At 50.3% G+C, this 19894-nt stretch carries 18 protein-coding genes, 1 other RNA gene, 2 pseudogenes and 1 riboswitch; of the genes and pseudogenes, 8 read left to right on the top strand and 13 right to left on the bottom strand.

Going from position 1 to position 19894, the window contains the following annotated elements:
- A pseudogene (locus DU481_RS00690) lies at positions 1-95 on the top strand (IS1595 family transposase); the annotation flags it as partial.
- 4 nt (positions 96-99) lie between these two features.
- Here DU481_RS00690 and DU481_RS00695 read toward each other — a convergent pair.
- The 6 genes and pseudogenes from DU481_RS00695 to DU481_RS00720 all read right to left on the bottom strand — a co-directional run bounded on the left by DU481_RS00695 (position 100) and on the right by DU481_RS00720 (position 4307).
- Positions 100-939, bottom strand: coding sequence for a leucine-rich repeat domain-containing protein (locus DU481_RS00695; protein WP_350131340.1), 840 nt, complete (start codon positions 937-939; stop codon positions 100-102).
- Between the two features lie 45 nt (positions 940-984).
- Positions 985-1305 carry a DUF2442 domain-containing protein gene (locus DU481_RS00700; protein ID WP_350131342.1) on the bottom strand — a complete coding sequence of 107 codons (321 nt, stop codon included), beginning with the start codon at positions 1303-1305 and terminating at the stop codon, positions 985-987.
- Positions 1260-1519 (bottom strand): annotated as a pseudogene (locus DU481_RS00705) (DUF4160 domain-containing protein). Before DU481_RS00705 ends, DU481_RS00700 begins: the two are co-directional and overlap by 46 nt.
- Positions 1520-1548: 29 nt before the next feature.
- A complete protein-coding gene (gene ettA, locus DU481_RS00710) occupies positions 1549-3213 on the bottom strand; it encodes an energy-dependent translational throttle protein EttA (protein ID WP_090314970.1) in 1665 nt (554 codons plus the stop codon).
- Between the two features lie 100 nt (positions 3214-3313).
- On the bottom strand, positions 3314-3541 hold the full coding sequence (locus DU481_RS00715; protein WP_090314972.1) for a DUF2835 domain-containing protein: 228 nt from the start codon (positions 3539-3541) through the stop codon (positions 3314-3316).
- Positions 3542-3566: 25 nt separating this feature from the next.
- Positions 3567-4307 carry a pseudouridine synthase gene (locus DU481_RS00720; protein WP_350131345.1) on the bottom strand — a complete coding sequence of 247 codons (741 nt, stop codon included), beginning with the start codon at positions 4305-4307 and terminating at the stop codon, positions 3567-3569.
- 102 nt (positions 4308-4409) lie between these two features.
- Here DU481_RS00720 and DU481_RS00725 point away from each other — a divergent pair, with 102 nt between their 5' ends.
- Positions 4410-4862, top strand: coding sequence for a rhodanese-like domain-containing protein (locus DU481_RS00725; protein WP_350131347.1), 453 nt, complete (start codon positions 4410-4412; stop codon positions 4860-4862).
- 87 nt (positions 4863-4949) lie between these two features.
- Here DU481_RS00725 and DU481_RS00730 read toward each other — a convergent pair whose 3' ends face one another.
- From DU481_RS00730 to DU481_RS00745, 4 genes are all read right to left on the bottom strand, one after another.
- Entirely contained in the window at positions 4950-5630 is a 681-nt protein-coding gene (locus tag DU481_RS00730) for a PEPxxWA-CTERM sorting domain-containing protein (RefSeq protein ID WP_350131349.1), read from the bottom strand.
- Positions 5631-5903: 273 nt separating this feature from the next.
- Positions 5904-6503, bottom strand: a complete 600-nt coding sequence (locus tag DU481_RS00735) for a CHRD domain-containing protein (RefSeq protein ID WP_350131351.1) — start codon at positions 6501-6503, stop codon at positions 5904-5906.
- Positions 6504-6780: 277 nt separating this feature from the next.
- Positions 6781-8496 carry a methyl-accepting chemotaxis protein gene (locus DU481_RS00740; protein WP_350131353.1) on the bottom strand — a complete coding sequence of 572 codons (1716 nt, stop codon included), beginning with the start codon at positions 8494-8496 and terminating at the stop codon, positions 6781-6783.
- Positions 8497-8535: 39 nt separating this feature from the next.
- Positions 8536-9051, bottom strand: a complete 516-nt coding sequence (locus tag DU481_RS00745; RefSeq protein ID WP_350131355.1) for a chemotaxis protein CheW — start codon at positions 9049-9051, stop codon at positions 8536-8538.
- Positions 9052-9520: 469 nt separating this feature from the next.
- Between DU481_RS00745 and DU481_RS00750 the strand changes: the two genes are divergently transcribed.
- Entirely contained in the window at positions 9521-10195 is a 675-nt protein-coding gene (locus DU481_RS00750; protein ID WP_350131357.1) for a hypothetical protein, read from the top strand.
- Positions 10196-10318: 123 nt separating this feature from the next.
- On the opposite strand, the gene DU481_RS00755 is transcribed toward DU481_RS00750, so the two are convergent.
- Both DU481_RS00755 and thiC read right to left on the bottom strand, forming a co-directional pair.
- Entirely contained in the window at positions 10319-11143 is an 825-nt protein-coding gene (locus DU481_RS00755) for an undecaprenyl-diphosphate phosphatase (protein ID WP_350131359.1), read from the bottom strand.
- 33 nt (positions 11144-11176) lie between these two features.
- The gene (gene thiC / locus DU481_RS00760) at positions 11177-13072 is read right to left on the bottom strand and encodes a phosphomethylpyrimidine synthase ThiC (protein WP_350131361.1); all 1896 of its coding nucleotides are present in this window, start codon (positions 13070-13072) and stop codon (positions 11177-11179) included.
- A gap of 35 nt (positions 13073-13107) precedes the next feature.
- A riboswitch (TPP riboswitch) is annotated at positions 13108-13213 on the bottom strand.
- Between the two features lie 64 nt (positions 13214-13277).
- Here thiC and DU481_RS00765 point away from each other — a divergent pair.
- The 5 genes from DU481_RS00765 to folK all read left to right on the top strand — a co-directional run bounded on the left by DU481_RS00765 (position 13278) and on the right by folK (position 17711).
- Entirely contained in the window at positions 13278-13931 is a 654-nt protein-coding gene (locus DU481_RS00765; RefSeq protein ID WP_121168259.1) for a protein-L-isoaspartate O-methyltransferase family protein, read from the top strand.
- A gap of 88 nt (positions 13932-14019) precedes the next feature.
- Entirely contained in the window at positions 14020-15369 is a 1350-nt protein-coding gene (locus DU481_RS00770; RefSeq protein ID WP_350131363.1) for a TolC family outer membrane protein, read from the top strand.
- 47 nt (positions 15370-15416) lie between these two features.
- Positions 15417-15717, top strand: an RNA gene (rnpB, locus tag DU481_RS00775) — RNase P RNA component class A.
- Between the two features lie 80 nt (positions 15718-15797).
- Positions 15798-17186 (top strand): polynucleotide adenylyltransferase PcnB, encoded by a 1389-nt coding sequence (gene pcnB / locus DU481_RS00780; RefSeq protein ID WP_350131365.1) that lies wholly within the window; start codon positions 15798-15800, stop codon positions 17184-17186.
- Between the two features lie 12 nt (positions 17187-17198).
- Positions 17199-17711 (top strand): 2-amino-4-hydroxy-6-hydroxymethyldihydropteridine diphosphokinase, encoded by a 513-nt coding sequence (gene folK, locus DU481_RS00785; protein ID WP_350131367.1) that lies wholly within the window; start codon positions 17199-17201, stop codon positions 17709-17711.
- Here folK and DU481_RS00790 read toward each other — a convergent pair.
- A complete protein-coding gene (locus DU481_RS00790; protein ID WP_350131369.1) occupies positions 17708-19891 on the bottom strand; it encodes a peptidase domain-containing ABC transporter in 2184 nt (727 codons plus the stop codon). The two genes, folK and DU481_RS00790, sit on opposite strands and share 4 nt — an antisense overlap.
- Positions 19892-19894 lie beyond the last annotated feature (3 nt).

The raw sequence follows: 19894 nt of genomic DNA on the forward strand, positions 1-19894 counted from the left end.
ACCTGCACTTGAAAGAAACCGAATTTCGTTTTAATCATCGCCGTGATAATCTCTATCATGAAATTCTTAAATTGTTACGTTTAAACCCGCTTTAACTTCCTAAGACCCTTCGTTATTACTTAAATTTAATTTTGTTAGATGACTTAAAGACTTAAGATGCTTTGCACCGACATCAGTTATAAAGTTATTTGCAAGATCAAGCTCTGTGAGATTTGTTAAAGATGAAATGTGCTTAACTCCGTCATTTCCAATTTTACAGTTATTAAGTTGGAGCACTTTTAGATGTTTCAAATTTCTGAGATGATCGACACCACTATCTCGAATTTGATTATCAGACAAATATAGTTCAGTGAGACTACTTAGTTTTGATAAATACTCAGTATCTTTTATTTCATTATTTGTTAAATCAAGAGTAGTAAGCTTGTTTAGATCTGCAAGATAAAAAACTCCCTTATCGCCAATATCATTTCCCTTCAAACCAAGTTCAGTTAGAGTATTAACCCAAGAAAGATATCTGACACCTTCATTACAAATCCCATTATCCGAAAGATCAAGTATCTTCAAGTTTGGTAGTGCAGCCAAATATTTTGCACCTGAAGTTCCAATATGTAAGCCTGCCAGATTAAGTTTTGTAAGGCTTTTCAAGTTTACTAATTTCTTAACCTCTATCGGCTTAATCTCAAAATCTCCCAATACAAGCGAATTTAAATGTGAGAGATGGCTCAATTTTTCACATATATTACTGACATATGATGTCAACTGATAAACGCGACTATAATCCGAAATCCAGTACGATAACCGATTGATAAATTCATTTTTATCATAAATAAGATTAGGACCAATTAAAACCAACTCCCGGGATTTTTGATTATAAATTTCTGCAAGAACTTTATCTAAGTCATTCGCGGAAATTCTTTGTATGATTTTTCTTACTTCCATAACCCGTTTAAACCGAATTAAAATAAAACTGATGGTTTAAACATATTATTTTGGTATACACCAAGCTCCACCTTTCCCAATCTCCTCATGCAACCAGACCGGATCAAGATCCGCACCATTCGGCCATGTAAGCACACCTAGCTTTATGCAAACCTGATTGAATAATTGTTCTTCTTTGAGTGATGCAAAGATACCCGCCTTCTCACTGAAAATAAGCTGCGACATATTGACGGTACCAGCCGTGCCATCGTTACAAGTCACAGAAAGGCAATAATCAGGCAGTACAGTCACTGAACGTATACGCCATGGCGCTACAGCCGTTATTCCAGAGGAGCGATGCTCTTGGGTAGCTGTTTCTGTTGACATAATTTCCAATCCTCCATCAATTCCGTGCGATGTTGTACTGCCCATTCCAGAACCATTGCCAATGCCCTTTTTGGAAGATTACCTTTAATATCTCTAATGTTCTTATATCAATTAATGCTTCATATTCCGCGTATAGCGCATGAAAATGCGGTGGCGCATGTTCGCGCCAGAACATTTGAATCACGATTCCAAAAAACTGGCTGATCGTTGGCATCCTCTTTCTTCACCGTAAAAATTTTATAATCATCGGCTAATCGGCTTATACCGTATCCGTTTCGGTTTCGCGCCTTCTTCACCCAGGCGTTTTTTCTTGTCGGCTTCGTATTCGTGATAGTTGCCGTTGAAGAAGGTCCATTGCGATTCGCCTTCGGCGGCGAGGATGTGGGTGGCGATGCGGTCGAGGAACCAACGGTCGTGTGAGATGACGAGCACGCAACCGGCGAATTCGAGCAGCGCGTCTTCCAAGGCGCGTAGCGTTTCGACGTCGAGGTCGTTGGACGGTTCGTCGAGCAGCAGCACGTTGCCGCCGGAAATCAGCGTTTGCGCCAGGTGCAGGCGGCCGCGTTCTCCACCGGAGAGCTGGCCGATGACTTTTTGCTGGTCGCTGCCTTTGAAGTTAAAACGGCCGAGGTAAGCGCGTGCCGGGGTGGTGTATTTGCCCACCACCAGCAGATCGTTGCCGCCGGAAATGGCGTCGAATACGGTTTTATCGTTTTCCAGTGAGTCGCGCGCTTGATCGACGTGCGCTATCTTGACGGTGTGACCGATTTTCACTTCGCCGGAATCGGGTTGTTCCTTACCGGTGATCAGTTTGAACAGCGTCGATTTACCCGCGCCGTTCGGGCCGATGATACCGACGATCGCGCCCGGCGGGATTTTGAAGCTCAGATTGTCGATCAGCAGACGGTCGCCGTAGGATTTCGACACACCGTTGAACTCGATGACTTCGTTACCGAGGCGCTCGCCGACCGGAATGAAAATTTCCTGCGTTTCGTTGCGCTTTTGGTATTCCTGCGAATTGAGTTCTTCAAAACGAGCCAGACGCGCCTTGGATTTGGCCTGACGACCTTTGGGATTTTGCCGCACCCATTCCAATTCTTGTTTCATCGACTTCATATGCGCATCGACTTGCTTCTGCTCCTGCTCCAGGCGCGCTTCTTTCTGCTCCAGCCAGCTGGAGTAATTGCCCTTCCATGGGATGCCGTGGCCGCGATCGAGCTCGAGAATCCACTCGGCGGCGTTGTCGAGGAAGTAGCGATCATGCGTCACCGCGACGACGGTGCCGGGAAAGCGCACCAGAAATTGCTCGAGCCATTCGACCGATTCCGCATCCAAATGGTTGGTCGGCTCGTCGAGCAGCAACATGTCCGGCTTTTCCAGCAGCAATTTACACAATGCGACGCGGCGTTTTTCCCCGCCGGATAGGTGGCTAATCGCCGCATCCCACGGCGGCAGGCGCAGCGCGTCGGCGGCGATTTCCATCTGGTGCTCGGTATCGCTGCCCGCGGTGGCGATGATTGCTTCCAAGCGCGCTTGTTCTTCCGCCAGCGCATCGAAATCGGCGCCTTCCTCGGCGTACGCCGCATAGACATCCTCCAGCTTCTTCTGCGCCTGCATCACTTCGCCCATGCCTTCCTCGACTTCCTGGCGCACGGTGTGCTCGGGGTTCAGTTGCGGCTCCTGCGGCAGATAGCCGATGCGGATGTTCGGCAGGCGCTGCACTTCGCCGTCAAATTCCTTATCCGCACCGGCCATGATGCGCAGCACGGTCGATTTACCGGAGCCATTCAAGCCGAGCAGGCCGATTTTTGCGCCGGGGAAAAAGCTGAGCGATATATCCTTGATAATCTGACGTTTGGGTGGAACGATTTTGCTCACGCGGAGCATCGACATTACATATTGAGCCATGGGTTTAATCTTTGTTTGATATGAAAAAAATTAAGAAACGAATAGACGGTGAGTTTAGCGCACGTCTCGCGGCAATGATAGCCAAATGGAAGGGATTTGCTCAACTGCCCATGCGCTTGATTGATACAAACTTATTGTTTTCGTCGAAAACCAATTCAAACGTGCCGTACACCCCGTTGTTCCGTACTACGGAGCGCAATACATTGGCCGGAAAATGAACGATGCGGCCATCGATTGCCTCGGCCGCCACGGTATCCACTGCACCTTCGTAGTAGTACAGCAATTGATGCGCAGGAATTTTAAGCACAACGTGCAGGTGTTGATGCATAAACAGCCTCAATCAGGAAACACCATCAAAACTTCTCGCCATCCTCCAGATAGCGCCACTGGCCTTCGGGCAGATTGCCCAGTTTGACTTTGCCGATACGCACGCGCTTTAAACCGGTCACTTTAAGACCCACCAGTTCACACATGCGGCGGATCTGGCGCTTTTTGCCTTCGTGCAGGATAAAGCGCAGTTGATCCTGATTTTGCCAGCTCACTTGCGCTGGTTTTAAAGCTTTACCGTCCAAGCTCAGACCATGATTCAACAATGCCAGTTTGGCCGGTGGCAAACCGCCTTCAACCCGTACCAGATATTCCTTTTCAATACGGGATTCTTCACCGATCAACTGCTTGGCGATGCGACCGTCCTGTGTCAGCACCAATAAGCCTTGCGAATCAATATCTAGCCGCCCCGCAGGTGCGAGGTTTTTCAGGTGCGCAGGCTGAAATCTTTTGGCAGGTTGCGCCGGTTGCTTCGGAATGAACTGATTTTCAGGCTTAATCAGCACCACAGCGGGTTGATAGCCCGGTTCCGGCTGCCCGGATACGTAACCGACCGGCTTGTTGAGCAATATCGTCACCTGCTGGGTTTGTTGCGCTTGCGCGGCTTTGTTCAGGGTGATTTTTTGCGTCGGAAAAATTTTGGTGCCGAGCTCGGAAATCCGTTCGCCGTCGACAAACACCCAACCCAGCTCGATGTACCGGTCTGCTTCGCGGCGCGAGCAAATGCCTTGCTCGGACATCAGTTTGGATAAGCGGATTTTTTCCATGAAGCGCTATAATATGGGCAATACGAGGAATGAAAAGTGGGCGTTACCGCTATTATAAAGGTAATCAATCGATCATTTTTAATAACATCGCTAGGATCATTTATGGAAACTACCGCAGCAATACTGGAAAAAGCGCAACAACGCGCGCAAGAATTGGGGCTTCCCTACAAAGGCGCATTGCTACCGATGGAAGCTTACCGTATGTTACAGGAACATACGCAAGCACAATTGGTGGATGTGCGCTCGCGCGCCGAGCTGGATTGGGTCGGGCGCATTCCCGGCGCAACCGAAATCGAATTGCGTTCGTACCCCGGCATGCAGCCGAATCCGAATTTTTTCGATCAACTGACCAACCAACTCGATAAATCGTTGCCGGTTTTGTTTATCTGCCGCAGCGGCGCACGCTCGAACCAAGCGGCGGCGATGGCAACAGACATGGATTTTGCCGAATGCTACAACATCCTGGAAGGTTTTGAAGGCGACCGCGATGAAAACGGCCAGCGCGGCAAGGCTTCCGGCTGGAAGGCCGCCGGTTTGCCGTGGGTACAGAGTTAAGAATTAAGAAAACGGTGACTTTAGCAATACAGTCGCGCTGCCTTTAATCCGGCAGGCGGCTGATGTAACTCATTGAAACTTAAAGACTCAACTGCGCAGGCGTACAGCAACACCAATCAACCCTAACCCAGCTATCAATAACGCCCAGGTATCGGGTTCCGGTATCGGTGCAGCAAACATGGTGCCGTATTGCACATGATCCACCTCAATGCCGCCAGCGCTGTTCGAGATTAAGATCGACTTAATACCGCCATCGAACGTTAGGCCGAAAAAGCGGTCTTCTGCGGTTCCACCACCAAAGCTACCGTCAGGTATGCCAGTGAAAGTCTGTGAAAGCAGCAACGTGTCGCTACCATCAAAGGCTTCGAATGTAATGGAGCCACCACCGTCAGTCCACACCAATCCAAAGGCCGTCGGCAGATCGCTACCTGTGTAGGTGAATTGCACAACACCTGCACCGTTGAACCAGCTTGAACCAGTTACGCCTGATCCGTCAATAGCACCGTCATCACCATCGACTGAATCACGGATGCCGTCAAATACTCCCACTCCAATCCGGGAACCAGCGCTAGCCGTCAAGCCACCGCCAATGCCGGGACCATCCTCAAAGTTATCCAGAAATGCCGGTGCGCCACCCTGATAAAAACCGGCGGGAATGTCTGCATCCGATAGATAAGAAGAGGGCCCAAACAGCACCGGCGCAGCCATAGCTGATGTGCCGATAAAGGCAGTTAGCGCGAATAGCGCAGTAAATTGTATTTTATTCATTTTATTATTCCTTTTTGTCATTGATCCAATTCGGACGAATCCTGCTTGAGATTCCATCCGCGTAGTATTCAAATTCCTTTTTGAACTAACTAAAAGACGCTCCCTATATTTCTTTTATAAAAAATGCCAATAACCAGACAATTTTTAATGACAATATCGGTGGGAGCAATTTTACGCAATGGATTATCTTCCTAGTTTACTAGTATATTTATACTAGTTTTGGGTAGCTTTTTTCTATTAAGAAAAGCCGAATTGGCTTCCGTCAAAAACCACTCAACCGTGAGCAGTTTCACGCTTGTTACGGCGCGCGAATAGTGTTAAAACTCCAAGACCGGCCAGCAATAACGCATAGCTTTCAGGCTCCGGCACCGGGCTCAATAATCCCCGTATCTCGCCGCCCGTGAATACACTCGTGTGAAGATTGAAATAAGCTTTTCCGGCATCAAGACCTGCGACCAAATCGTTGAAAGCTGTGCTCACCAAGCCGCCGTGATTGGTGATAAATGCTGCGTTATAACTGGAAGCCAGCGCCATATCGAAAGTATGATCGTACGTACCTGCTGTCACACCCAGAGGAAAGCCGGTGAAAGATGGGGTTTGCGTTGCAACACCGACATTGGTTCCCGGATCCGTACAGCAGTGGATGTGCGCCGCAGTCACAGTTCCCAGCAGACCGCTGAAATTGGTCTCGACCCGCATCGTCACTAAGTCAAAATCGATCGTAATCAGCACCGAACCGCTCGCAGGTGACAGACTCGCGGGTACTTCACTACTGCCGAGTAACGGTGCCGCGTATTTTGCTTCGTGTGCCACAGCTGGTAATGCGCCACTGATAAAAATTAAAGCTCCAAAAACTAATCTATTGATATTCATCACAATGTCCCTCTATAGTATGGGTGATATCGATTCTCCCACACCGACTCTACTGAAAGTCGAGCAGAGCGTCAAACGTGGAAACAGGATTAGTATAATTTGTGCAGGAAATTACTTGACGATTATGACAAGGCAATACCGGAGTGTTCTCAGGTATCGCCAGGCTTCTGATTAAGAAGGGGGTGAAGATTGTCGCGTTTGGTTAGATTCTTTTGAAATCAGGCGCAAGCTGTTTTCGAACTCTTGAAACGGTGCTGAACCTGATTTCACTATGTTTTTAAAACTCTTCCCAATCGTTTCCACCAACCGCTGCGGCTCTGCGTGGCGTTAGCGGGGATTTTTCTGCTGCATCCATCCCGGTTTCAGCGGCTGCTTTCTTGATGATCGAGCGGCGATTGGGCAGTTTGGTCAAGGTAGCGGCAGGCAGTTTTTTCGTTGCTGGTTCAGAAGCAACTCTTTCTGTCCGGCCGGTAAATTTGAACATGCTAACTGCTTGCGTCAAGACTCGAGATTGCTCCTTCATCGATTCAGTCGCAGCGGATGCTTCTTCCACTAAGGCGGCATTCTGTTGGGTTGCTTCGTCCATTTGCGTCACCGCCTGATTGATTTGATCGATTCCCGAACTTTGCTCTTGCGATGCAGCTGAAATTTCACTCATGATGTCGGTCACACGTTTGACTGCCGTGACAATTTCATCCATGGTCAAGCCTGCTTCATCCACCAGTTTGGTGCCTTCATCGACTTTTGCAACAGAGTCGCCGATCAGTTCCTTGATTTCCTTGGCCGCCGCCGCTGAGCGTTGGGCCAGGGTGCGTACTTCGGTCGCAACCACCGCGAACCCCCTGCCTTGCTCGCCGGCACGGGCTGCTTCCACGGCAGCATTCAGTGCGAGAATATTGGTTTGGAACGCAATGCCGTCGATAACGCTGATGATCTCGACGACTTTCTTCGAGCTGTCATGGATCGAACTCATCGTTTGTACCACTTGACCTACTACTGTTCCACCTTTTTTCGCGACTTCGGCTGCACCAACGGCCAGTTGATTCGCCTGACGGGCGTTGTCCGCATTTTGCCGCACGGTCGAGGTTAGCTCTTCCATCGACGAAGCGGTTTCTTCCAGGCTGGAGGCTTGTTCTTCAGTGCGTTGGCTTAAATCCGAATTGCCCAATGCGATTTCACCCGATGCCGTGGCAATCGATTCCGTGCTATTACGGACTTTACTGACCAAATCCAGCAAATTGTCGTTCATCGTTTTCAGCGCTTGCAGTAACTTGCCCATTTCATTGGTTGAATTGACTTCGATATGAGCCGTCAAATCGCCCGAGGCTACTCTATTGGCTGCTTTGATGGCTTTATTCAGAGGTTCCAGGATAGCCCGCACCAAGAGATATCCGATCAGCATGGCTAGCAATATTCCCGTTACCACAGCCGTTATCGTGATATTGAGCGTATCTTGGTAATGAATCTCGGCATGCGCATATTCTGTATTAGCCGAGTCGCGCCGCAATTCCAGCAATTTGAATAACGTGCCATGCGCGGCCTCGAATTTGGGTGTCGCAACTACCGTGGCATTCTTTATAGCTTCATCGAAATCCCCTAATGCTGCCAATTCCATCGTGCGATTACGTGCCTCAACATAGACTTTCCATTGCTGGCCAAAATCATCAGCCAGTTTCTTTTCTTCGGTAGTCAAAGTATTCGTCAGATACTGCTGCCATGTCGCTGCAATCTCGGCATCTCTCTGCTCATTCAATGCTTGCCGCTGTTTCACAATCTCAACATTTCTTCCGTAAGCAGATACGACAGCATTCAGCCGCGCGCGCTGCATGCGATCAACGATGAGACCCAAATCTCCCAGCGGAATGGCGCCTTTAAAGGCATCGTTGCTTTGGCTCAACCCAGAAATACCCAGTACACCCATGCCAGCCAGCAGCACGGAAAAAAATCCAATCATTATGACTAATCGAGATTTAATGGTCATGTTGTTCAGCATTTTTCTTCTCCTTTCGAAATCACTTATAAAACCGGTTAATTAATTGAGGTCAGGCGCAATCAGGCCCATATCGCTACCGCTCATCAGCTTTTCGATGTCGATCAATATCAACATCCTCTCGCCCACAGCACCCAACCCCATGATGAATTCCGTTTCGATCACCGAGCCTAGGCCGGGAGCCTGGCGCATTTGCTCATTTTCTAGCGTGATCACGTCCGAGACGCCATCCACCACGATTCCCATGACCCGGCCTGCGACGGTCAAAATGATCACTACCGTAAATTGATCATAGCTGGCATGAGCCAAATTGAACTTGATTCGCATATCGACGATGGGTACGATAATGCCGCGCAAATTGATCACGCCCTTGATATAGCCGGGTGAATTCGCAATCTGCGTGATGGCGTCGTAGCAGCGGATTTCTTGAACTTTCAGAATATCGATGCCATATTCCTCACCGCCCAGCCGGAATGTCAAAAACTCATTTGCGGCCGGATCGGATGCGGTAACTGGCGGCTTCGCTACATTATTGGGACGTTGCTGTTGTAATGTCATTATTCCCTCAAAAAACAATAATCAAAACTCTGCTCGTTCTTTAAATCAGCCAGATAAGCAGTCTTATGAAGAAAGCATCTTGCTGCACTGGGAAGAACTATACCGGGGCATACATGGCCAATTGTTAAGAGAATGTAAAATCTTTGCAAACAATGCGACACAATAGCCGGTGGCATTTTATGAGAGGGTTTTTGCAACGGTCGCAAGGCTGAGCACAATCCTTTTTCAATATTCTCTTAGGATCGCCAGGAAAATTCTTTCATTGAAAAGGTATGGCAAATTGTCGCATTGTTATTGTGATATTTGATGAATAGACTTATGTTGTATGAAATTTCTTATAACTCTGGATTATCTTTACAATCGATTGCCTCTGACGTAAACATTCCAACGATTGTTAGCTTCCCCATTTCTAATCATTCATCACTCGAGTGATGAAGCATTTTTTATATTAAATTTTGGAGCCACTACTATGAAACACATAATTCAGAAATTTTTACTTGCACACACGCTATTACTAAGCGCCACACTCTTGCACGCGGATACCGTCAAATTCTCTGCGCCAGCCAAGTACTGCTTTCCACAAACATCGGTGAGAGGCGAACTCGGAAAATTCGATAAAGTCATTCTCGATCATAATGTCATTATCAATGAGCAGGATCATTTCAAAACCGGGGATATCTTCGTCGGTTTCCGGCGTAAGAGTCAGCCTGATGTAATATGGTTAACTAACGGTGCCATATGGTTGAATGCTGCTGACAGCAATGATTCCACTCCTCGCAATTTTTCTGTAATTTTTCCAAATGGGGATGGTGGCACACTCCAGCCTGTCATGCCCATTACGCTCTCTAATGAACCTATCGACATTAGCGCATACGTGGGAGATGGTGAAGTATGGGTTGGTTATGGCCTAAAATCAGCCGGTGAAACCTGGGAAAAATCATACGCCGATATGATAAGCAATAGCCGGTTCAATAAAATATGGGATATTACCGGCTCGACTCCTGCTGCAGGATTGCCAGGTGATTTACTGACAATTTGCCTCACGGCGACTGAAATGGAAACTACTGTTATTACAACCGGGCATGATTTGCCAGCTGAGGTTATCTTAGATATTGATGCCGTAGGAATTGCCGCCAAGCGATAGGAAACTCAAAAAACAGTAATAGGCAACGCCAGCAAAGGCGAAATCGGGTTCAACGCGGTCAGTTTGTGGTGGGTAATGAGCATGTTGAACTCGATTTCAAATCGTACATTTTAAGAGCGTCTCTCAAGCTTCCGACCAGCCAATCACACCGGTATACGCCGTCACCAATATCACAATGCCAAACACAATCCGGTACCAGGCAAAAATGGTGAAGTCGTGATTGCTGACAAACCGCAGCAAAGCGCGTACGGCCAGTAAAGCACTGAAGAAAGCGGCAGCGAAACCTGCTGCGATTAGCGTTAAATCATTCCAATCCAGCAGTTCGCGGTTTTTGTAGAGATCGTAAAAAGTGGCGGCGAACATAGTGGGAATCGCCAGGAAAAAAGAAAACTCCGCAGCCGCTTTGCGCGACAGACCGAAAAATAAGCCGCCGATAATCGTGGCACCGGAGCGCGAAGTGCCGGGAATCAGCGCCAAACACTGCGCCAAACCGACTTTTAGCGCATGCTTCCAATCCATGTCATCGACTTGCTCGACTTCAATAACATGTTCTCTGCGCTCCGCCCATAAAATCAGCAAACCGCCGACAATCAAAGCGGTAGCCACCGGAATGGGGTGAAACAAATAGAATTTGATGATTTTGATGAACAACAATCCCATCACCGCAGCCGGCAAGAATGCGATCAACAGGTTGATGACGAAGCGGTTCGCCGCCGCACTGCGGCCAATGCCACGAACCACTTCGATCACCTTAGCGCGATATTCCCAGCAAACCGCCAAAATCGCGCCCAACTGAATCGCGATAGTGAACACCTTGGCGCGTTCATCGTTGAAATTGAGCAAATCGCCAATCAGAATCAAATGGCCGGTCGATGAAACCGGCAGGAACTCGGTCAATCCCTCAACAACGCCCAGGATCAACGCTTTTAGCAATAAGGCTAAATCCATAAGCGTTTTTGTTATGCCTTCATAAAATTGAAATTACAGCTTGCTATAAATCTCAGCGCCCTTTTCCTTGAATTCCGCCGATTTCTGCGCCATTCCCAGTTTTAAGGCTTCATCCTCGGCGACGCCTTGGTTAGCAGCATAATCACGCACGTCCTGAGTGATTTTCATCGAACAGAAATGCGGGCCGCACATCGAGCAGAAATGCGCGACTTTAGCGCCATCCTGCGGCAGGGTTTCATCGTGGAATTGCTGCGCCTTATCGGGATCGAGACTGAGATTGAATTGATCCTCCCAGCGGAATTCGAAGCGTGCTTTGGATAACGCATTATCGCGGATTTGCGCACCGGGATGGCCTTTCGCCAGATCCGCTGCATGCGCTGCGATCTTGTACGTAATGATGCCATCCTTGACGTCGTCTTTGTCCGGCAAACCGAGATGCTCCTTCGGTGTTACGTAACACAGCATCGCCGTGCCATACCAGCCGATCATCGCCGCGCCGATGGCGGAGGTGATGTGATCGTAACCCGGTGCAATGTCGGTGGTCAGTGGTCCCAAGGTATAAAAAGGTGCTTCGTCGCAATGTTTCAACTGCAATTCCATGTTTTCCTTGATCAGGTGCATTGGCACATGGCCCGGGCCTTCGATCATGGTTTGCACGTCGTGTTTCCACGCAATTTTCGTTAATTCACCGAGCGTTTTCAGTTCGGCAAACTGCGCTTCATCGTTGGCGTCATAAATAGAACCAGGACGCAGCCCGTCGCCGAGCGAGAAGCTGACATCGTACGCTTTCATGATCTCGCAGATTTCTTCAAAATGCGTGTACAGGAAGCTTTCCTTATGATGCGCCAGACACCATTTCGCCATGATCGAGCCGCCGCGCGACACGATACCGGTCATGCGTTTCGCGGTCATCGGCACGTAGGCCAGACGGACTCCAGCATGAATCGTGAAATAATCCACGCCCTGCTCAGCCTGTTCGATCAGCGTGTCGCGGAAGATTTCCCAAGTCAGCTCTTCCGACTTGCCGTCGACTTTTTCCAGTGCCTGATAAATCGGCACCGTGCCGATCGGCACCGGGCTGTTGCGGATGATCCATTCGCGCGTTTCGTGAATGTTCTTACCAGTGGACAAATCCATCACGGTATCGCCGCCCCAGCGGATCGCCCAGGTCATTTTTTCCACTTCTTCCTGGATGCTCGATCCCAACGCGGAATTACCGATATTGGCATTGATTTTCACCAGGAAATTGCGTCCGATGATCATCGGCTCGGATTCCGGGTGATTGATATTGGCCGGAATAATGGCGCGCCCGCGCGCCACTTCATCGCGCACGAATTCCGGGGTAATCGTTTTCGGCAGCGACGCGCCGAAATCCTGCCCGGGATGCTGTCGCGTCAATAAATCATGATGCTGCGCGCTGAACGCTTCCGCGCGCTGATTCTCGCGAATGGCGATATACTCCATTTCCGGTGTGATAATGCCGCGGCGGGCATAATGCATTTGTGAGACATTCAGTCCCGCCTTGGCGCGGCGTGGCTGGCGCTGCAAATTAAAGCGCATATCCGCCAGTTTCGGATCATTCAAACGGGCCTGGCTGTAAGCGGAGTTATGACTTGCCAAGATTTCGGTATCATCACGCTCGGCAATCCATTTTTCCCGTAGCGCCGGTAATCCGGAACGGATATCGATTTTTACTGCCGGATCGGTATAGGGGCCAGAAGTATCGTAAACCCAGATCGGCGGATTTTTTTCCCCGCCCATGCTCGTGGTTGTGTCGCTCTGCTGGATTTCGCGCAGCGGCACTTGAATATCGGCACGCGAACCCTGCACGTAGATTTTGCGCGAATTCGGCAGCGGCTTGATGGCCGCGGCGTCGACTTCGGCTGTGGAACTGGAAAAACTTTTCTGATTTAAAACTGTAATGCTCATAAAATGCTCCTTAATAGAAATGCCATAAAGAGCGGGAGGATGAATCCCAGCTTCCCTACGGCGGCATTATCCGCGTCAGGTAATAAGGGACTTTCTCACCAAATATCAGACAATTCTGAAAACGGACCCCTAGCTGATGCTGTGAAGCTAATGGAAATGTGAAATAATTGCAAGTCTTATGTCAATTTAAGAATACGGAATAGAAATGGACCTTGAACAAACCCGCTTTAACATGGTAGCGCAGCAAATTCGCACATGGTATGTATTGGATGATAACGTGCTGGATCTGCTATATAAAGTAAAACGTGAAGAATTCGTGCCGGCGGAAAACCGTGCCGCCGCTTTTGTCGATATGGAAATATCACTCGGTTACGGCCAAGTCATGCTGACGCCGAAAATGGAAGCGCGCATTCTGCAGGAACTTCACGTTCAGAAGACAGATAAAATTCTCGAAGTGGGCAGCGGCAGCGGCTACATGACAGCGTTACTGGCGGACAGGGGCGCGCATGTGTACAGCGTCGAAATCATACCCGAACTGAAAGCGATGGCGGAAAACAATCTGAAAGCGCACAACATCACCAACGTCACAGTCGAACAAGGCGATGCCGCACGCGGCTGGTCCAAGCATGAACCGTACGATGTAATTGTGTTAACCGCATCGACTCCAGTGTTACCGGCTGCTTTTCAAAACAGCCTGAATCCCGGCGGACGTTTGTTTGCGATTGTCGGCGAAGATCCCGTCATGGAAGCGTTATTGATTACCTGCGTGGCTCCCGGTGAATTCACCACCACCCAATTATTTGAAACCAGCACGGCAGCACTCGTGAATGCCCAGCAACCCGCAAGGTTCAGCTTTTGAGTATCAAAGCATTGACGCGCGTCATTGGCCACAGCAATCAACCTATAGCTGAAGTATCACCGGCTCCGGGCAATTGCCGGAAATCGCTATGAAATTTATGCCATTCGTTTGGGTTGCCTGCATCGGGATGCTATCGCATGCCACGCTGCAAGCCGCCGACCTGATGAATATTTATCAGGAAGCATTAACACAAGACGCCCAGTTCAAGTCTGCGCGGGCCGCCTATGAAGCGGCTCAGGAAAAAATACCGCAAGGCAGGGCCGGTTTTTTACCGAACATCACCTTTTCGGGCACACGCCAAGTGCAGGAAGTTGATGCCGGCAAAATTGTCAGTTCGACAACCGGGCTGGCCACCAATCCCGGCGCCAATATCGTTCAAAGCGGCGGGATTACGATCTCCGCAACGCAGCCGATTTTCCGCATGCAAAATATCGTCATTTACCAGCAGGCAAAAATCGAAGTCAGCAAAGCGGAGTCACAATTCATCACTGCCGGGCAAGACCTCATTTTGCGCGTAGCGCAAGCGTATTTCGACGTATTGGATGCGCAAATCGATGTCGAAGTCATCGAAACGCAGAAAAATGCCATCCTGAGACAACTCGAACAAGCCAGGCGTAATTTTGAAGTGGGCGTTTCGACCATCGTCGATACCAATGAAGCGCAAGCGCGTTATGACTTGACGCTGTCGCAGGAAATCGCCGCGCGCAACGCATTGGAAATCAAAAAGCGCGCGTTGCAAGGCATTATCGACCGTCTCCCGGAGAATCTCTCCGGCGCCAGGGAAATCGCCAACAACCTGGCCACTTTGAAATACGGCAGCATGGATGAATGGGTGCGCACCGCGGAAGAAAAAAACTTTACCTTGAAAGCACAACAGGCTGCGTATGAGTCGGCGCATCAAAACGTAAAAAGAATCTGGGCGCAACACTACCCAACCTTGGATCTGGTCGCGCAATACAGCAATCAAATCGGCGTCGGCGCGGCGATTACCGGGCGCGGGATCGATCTCACTTCGCAATCCATCGGTTTACAGCTCAACGTGCCTTTATTCCAGGGTTTTTCGGTGCAATCCCAGGTGCGCGAAGCGATGTCATTGCAAAATAAAGCCTTGCACGATCTGGAAAACACCCGGCGCAACATTACGATACAAACACGTCAGCAGTATCTGAACGTAACCAATGGCATTGCACAGGTCAAAGCGCTCAAGCAAGCTTTGGTTTCCAGCCAAAGCCAATTGGATTCGACCATTCTCGGCCAGCAAGTCGGGGTTAGAACCGAAGTCGACGTGCTCAATGCCCAGCAGCAACTGTATGCCGCCAAGCGCGATCTGGCCAAGGCCTACCACAGCTACCTGATGTCCCGCTTACGTCTGAGCGCGGAAGCCGGTGAATTGGACGAAGATACGTTAATACAAATTAACGCCATGTTGATCAAGTAACGGACAATCTTCCAACGGCCAATCCCGCTAGTGATAGAATAACCGCCGAAGCTGGCCAGACAGTCGCCGCCTGTCGTTCTTTTTGAACGCAGGGGGAGGAAAGTCCGGGCTCCATAGAGCAGGATGACGGTTAACGGCCGTCCGCCGTGAGGCGAGGAACAGGGCCACAGAGACGAGCGTATTCAGTTACGGTGAAACGCGGTAACCTCCATCCGGAGCAAGACCAAATAGGCAGGCGATGATGTTGCTCGCAGAGCCTGCGGGTAGGTTGCTTGAATGCACGGGTAACCGTGCGTCTAGAGGAATGACTGTCCACGACAGAACCCGGCTTACCGGCTGGCTTCACAAAATTTTAATGAGATTGACCCGAATTGAATTGTAGCCATCATGCAAAAACACAATGAGCGCTTGATACTTTACGTTTAGCAATGATCCGTAAATTTCTCCGCAAGGTATTCAACCGTAAAGCGCCCGCTGCCGAATCGATCGCAACGCTGAGTATCATTCCAAACAAGCGCCACGGCATCCGGCGTAACCAGATTAATCCGTGCGCGTTAAAAGTCGCCACTACCCTGCAACAGGGCGGATTTTCCGCCTATATCGTCGGAGGGGCGGTGCGTGACTTGCTGCTGGGATTGACACCGAAAGACTTCGATGTCGCAACCAACGCAACCCCGGAAGAAATCCATAAGCTATTTCGCCGTTCACGCATCATCGGGCGCCGTTTTCGCCTAGTTCATGTGATGTGCGGTATGGAAACGGTCGAAGTGTCGACTTTCCGCGGACCATCACCGGACGATGAGGAAGATTCCGCAGCAGTCCCGTTAACCGACCAGCATGGCCGCCTGTTGCAGGATAATGTTTTCGGCAGTCAGGAAGAAGATGCGGTACGCCGCGATTTCACCGTCAACGCACTGTTTTACGATCCGATCAAGGAAGAAATTCTGGATTATCTGGACGGCTTTGACGACATTAAAGCCAAAAAGCTGCGCATTATCGGTGATCCGGAACAACGTTACCGCGAAGACCCGGTGCGTATGTTGCGCGCGGTGCGGTTAGGGTCGAAACTGGATATGCAAATCGACGCGGAAACCGCCAAACCGATCGGCGATCTCGCGCCATTGCTGCAAAATGTTCCGCCATCGCGCTTGTTTGATGAAATGCTGAAGCTGTTACTGTCGGGACACTCGTTGTCTTGCGTGGTCGAATTGCGCGCGCGCGGGTTGCATCACGGTCTTCTGCCGATGCTCGATGTGATCCTGGAACAACCGCTCGGTGAGCGTTTTATCACCATCGCACTGAAGAATACCGACGAACGGGTCCGGCAAAACAAACCCGTGTCACCCGGATTTCTGTTTGCCATATTGTTGTGGCACGAAGTGCTGGCAAACTGGAACACCTTGAAAGCATCCGGCGAAAAACCGATGCCCGCTTTATTTAAGGCGATGGATCAAATTCTTGCACGGCAACACAAGAACCTGGCGATTCCCCGTCGCTTTGACGCGGTGATACAGGAAATATGGTCGATGCAACCACGCTTTGAAGCGCGTAGCGGCCGTCAACCGTTCCGTTTACTCGCCCATCCGCGTTTTCGTGCAGCTTACGATTTCATGCAACTGCGCTGCGAAAGCGGTGAATTGGGCGCGGAGCTGGGCGAATGGTGGAAAACTTTCCTGTCCGTAGATAGTGAAGAACGGGAAAAAATGCTGCCCAAGCAAACATCCGGTAAAAAACCCCGGAAAAGACGCAGCCGCAAAAAATCTTCTTCCAGTTCCGCTGCTCCGTCCGGCAACGCAACGGATCAAGAAAGCTCTTAATACACTCCTCGCATGCATAAAAAACCGAGCCAGGCCTTCATCGCTTTGGGCAGCAATCTGGAAAACCCGGTTTTTCAGATCCAACAGGCATTTGACGAATTGAAACGACTGCCCGGCACCCGCTTGATCAGCTGCTCATCGCTGTATCGAAGCGCTCCGGTGGGAAGACTGGATCAGCCTGATTTTATCAACGCAGTGGCCTTGATTGAAACCCAGCTTGCGCCACACGATCTGCTCAATGCGTTGCTGGCCATCGAGCAATGCCACGGGCGCATACGCGAATCGCTCAACGCGCCGCGAACGCTTGATCTCGATGTTCTGTTGTACGATGCGCTGCAATACCAGGATGCCCACCTGACCATCCCTCACCCGCGCATGACACAACGTGCCTTTGTGTTAAAACCTTTGTTTGAGATTGCACCGGATTGCGTTATTCCGGGTCACGGACTCATTGCACCGCTGCTTGCCGCGTGTCACGAACAACAACTGGAACAAATCAAGGAATCGCCCTCACCCGGCTTTTAACCTGCAATGGCAACTGGCTGTTCTGCCGAGGAATACACGGCGGAACCGAGTTCCAGTATTTGCGCGGACGTTTGGCCCGGTGTATCGCTGATAATTTTTCCATCCTCCAACACAAAGACTCTATCCGCGCTGGCGATGGTTTCGGGACGATGCGCAACGATGATGCGCGTCAGTTTCAACGCACGGATCGCTTCGTTGACGCTGTGCTCACGCGCGATATCGAGATGACTGGTGGCTTCGTCAAGGAAAAGAATGCTGGGCTGGCGGTAAAGCGCCCGGGCCAGCAATAGCCGCTGTTTCTGTCCACCGGACAAAACCGCGCCCATATCGCCAACTAATGTATTGTATTGCATCGGCATCGCGGTAATGTCGTCATGGATCGATGCCAGCCGCGCGCTTGCTTCGATACGGCCGTAATCCGCTTGCGCATCGAAAAAACAGATGTTTTCCGAGATGGAACCGGCGAACAATTGATCGTCCTGCATCACGCTGGCAACCGCATTGCGGTACCGTTCAATCCCAAAACGGCCCAGCGGAACACCATCCACTTCGATACTGCCGCTGCTCGGCTGCAAGAGTCCCAACATCAATTTAACCAAAGTCGTTTTACCGCAACCCGATGGGCCAACGATAGCGACCGACTCACCCGGTTGGATATCGAAGCTGACATCGTGCAACACCAGCGGATCGGTTTCCGCATGACGGAAGGCCAGATGTTTTACTTCGATCCGTCCGGCAAGCGGCGCCGTGATACTTCCCGATTCATCAGGCGGTTCCGTGGGCGTCAGCGCAATATCACCGGCACGTTCCGTGTGCAACCCCAACATGCGCAATTCCAGACCCTTTTCAATCAAGCCCGCGACACGCTGCACAAATTGGGTTTTATACGCGATGAAAGCAAACAGCATTCCGATCGAAAAACCGCTGCCGTTCGCGGTATCCAGCACCAGCATGGCGCCGAACCAAATGGTAATTACATTCTCCACGCCAAACAGCAAGCCATTGAGTCCCTGATACAAAATACCCAGACGCTGGGTCCGGATGCTGGCATTGAACTGATCGACCGTCAGATTTTGCCACGCTGCCGTGCGCGGCGATTCATGCGCGTGCAGCTTAATGCTCTGCATGCCACGGATCGTCTCAAGAAAATGACTTTGTTGTTTGGCGCTGCGGACAATATGTTCTTCCGTGGCAAGACGAAACGGGCGGTATAACGCAAACCGCAGCAAGGCATAAACCACAGCGGCAATCAGCGCGATCAATGCCAGTTTGATACTGTAAAAAAGCATCATGCCGAACGTGACCATCGCCATCACACCATCGATCAACGCTTCCAGAAATCCGGTTGTCAGGGTACGTTGTATGACATTGAGCGAATCGAAACGCGACACGATATCGCCGACGTGGCGCTTGTCAAACCAGCTCATGGGCAGGCGGATCAAATGACGAAACAGGTTCGTGATCATCTGCAAATTGAGCGTTGTTCCAAGCACCATCAGCACCCAGGCGCGCAATGCTGTCACACCCGCTTGCACTACGGCGAACAACAGAAATCCAATTCCCAGCACGGTGATGAGATCATAATCTTGCGCCACCAGTGCCTGATCGACAATCCACTGCATATAGAAGGGCGCGAGGATGGCAAAAAGCTGTAATACCAACGCGAGCACCAGGATCTGGGTAACCGTCCCGCTCAATCCTTGCAAACGGCCGATCAACGTGGTCAGTTTTACCTTGCGCGTATCGTCGCGCGGCGTGAATTCGCTGGCTGGCATCAGCTCTAACGCAATTCCGGTGAAATGCTTGGAGAATTCGGCTAACGCCAATTCACGTTCACCCGCAGCCGGGTCGTGCAGTGTGACGCGGTCTCCTTGAACGCGAGTCAATACCACAAAATGACTGAAGTCCCAGTGCAACACGCAAGGCAGCTTCAGTTCCGGCAAATGTACAAGATCCAGCCGCAAGGGGCGCGGTGTGAGTTTGAGTTGACCGGCAATTTTCATTAAATCGGCGAGTGTCGATCCGCGTAACGAGATGGGATAGCGTGTTCGCAAAGTAGCCAGATCGATGCGATGGCCATGATAACTGGCAATCATCGCCAAGCACGACAAACCACATTCGGCCACTTCGGTTTGCAGAATAACCGGGGTTTTGTGGCGTAAGGAAAAATTAAGCATCATCAG

This window comes from Nitrosomonas sp. (assembly GCF_040240425.1).
Classification (GTDB): Bacteria; Pseudomonadota; Gammaproteobacteria; order Burkholderiales; family Nitrosomonadaceae; genus Nitrosomonas.

Excerpts from the sequence above, each read along its gene's own strand:
- ettA (WP_090314970.1), bottom strand. The coding sequence starts at position 3,213 with ATGGCTCAATATGTAATGTCGATGCTCCGCGTGAGCAAAATCGTTCCA.
- DU481_RS00720 (WP_350131345.1), bottom strand. The coding sequence starts at position 4,307 with ATGGAAAAAATCCGCTTATCCAAACTGATGTCCGAGCAAGGCATTTGC.
- DU481_RS00695 (WP_350131340.1), bottom strand. The coding sequence starts at position 939 with ATGGAAGTAAGAAAAATCATACAAAGAATTTCCGCGAATGACTTAGAT.
- DU481_RS00700 (WP_350131342.1), bottom strand. The coding sequence starts at position 1,305 with ATGTCAACAGAAACAGCTACCCAAGAGCATCGCTCCTCTGGAATAACG.
- DU481_RS00755 (WP_350131359.1), bottom strand. The coding sequence starts at position 11,143 with ATGGATTTAGCCTTATTGCTAAAAGCGTTGATCCTGGGCGTTGTTGAG.
- DU481_RS00735 (WP_350131351.1), bottom strand. The coding sequence starts at position 6,503 with ATGAATATCAATAGATTAGTTTTTGGAGCTTTAATTTTTATCAGTGGC.
- thiC (WP_350131361.1), bottom strand. The coding sequence starts at position 13,072 with ATGAGCATTACAGTTTTAAATCAGAAAAGTTTTTCCAGTTCCACAGCC.
- DU481_RS00745 (WP_350131355.1), bottom strand. The coding sequence starts at position 9,051 with ATGACATTACAACAGCAACGTCCCAATAATGTAGCGAAGCCGCCAGTT.
- DU481_RS00715 (WP_090314972.1), bottom strand. The coding sequence starts at position 3,541 with ATGCATCAACACCTGCACGTTGTGCTTAAAATTCCTGCGCATCAATTG.
- folK (WP_350131367.1), top strand. The coding sequence starts at position 17,199 with ATGCATAAAAAACCGAGCCAGGCCTTCATCGCTTTGGGCAGCAATCTG.
- DU481_RS00750 (WP_350131357.1), top strand. The coding sequence starts at position 9,521 with ATGAAACACATAATTCAGAAATTTTTACTTGCACACACGCTATTACTA.
- DU481_RS00790 (WP_350131369.1), bottom strand. The coding sequence starts at position 19,891 with ATGATGCTTAATTTTTCCTTACGCCACAAAACCCCGGTTATTCTGCAA.
- pcnB (WP_350131365.1), top strand. The coding sequence starts at position 15,798 with ATGATCCGTAAATTTCTCCGCAAGGTATTCAACCGTAAAGCGCCCGCT.
- DU481_RS00770 (WP_350131363.1), top strand. The coding sequence starts at position 14,020 with ATGAAATTTATGCCATTCGTTTGGGTTGCCTGCATCGGGATGCTATCG.
- DU481_RS00765 (WP_121168259.1), top strand. The coding sequence starts at position 13,278 with ATGGACCTTGAACAAACCCGCTTTAACATGGTAGCGCAGCAAATTCGC.
- DU481_RS00730 (WP_350131349.1), bottom strand. The coding sequence starts at position 5,630 with ATGAATAAAATACAATTTACTGCGCTATTCGCGCTAACTGCCTTTATC.
- DU481_RS00740 (WP_350131353.1), bottom strand. The coding sequence starts at position 8,496 with ATGCTGAACAACATGACCATTAAATCTCGATTAGTCATAATGATTGGA.
- DU481_RS00725 (WP_350131347.1), top strand. The coding sequence starts at position 4,410 with ATGGAAACTACCGCAGCAATACTGGAAAAAGCGCAACAACGCGCGCAA.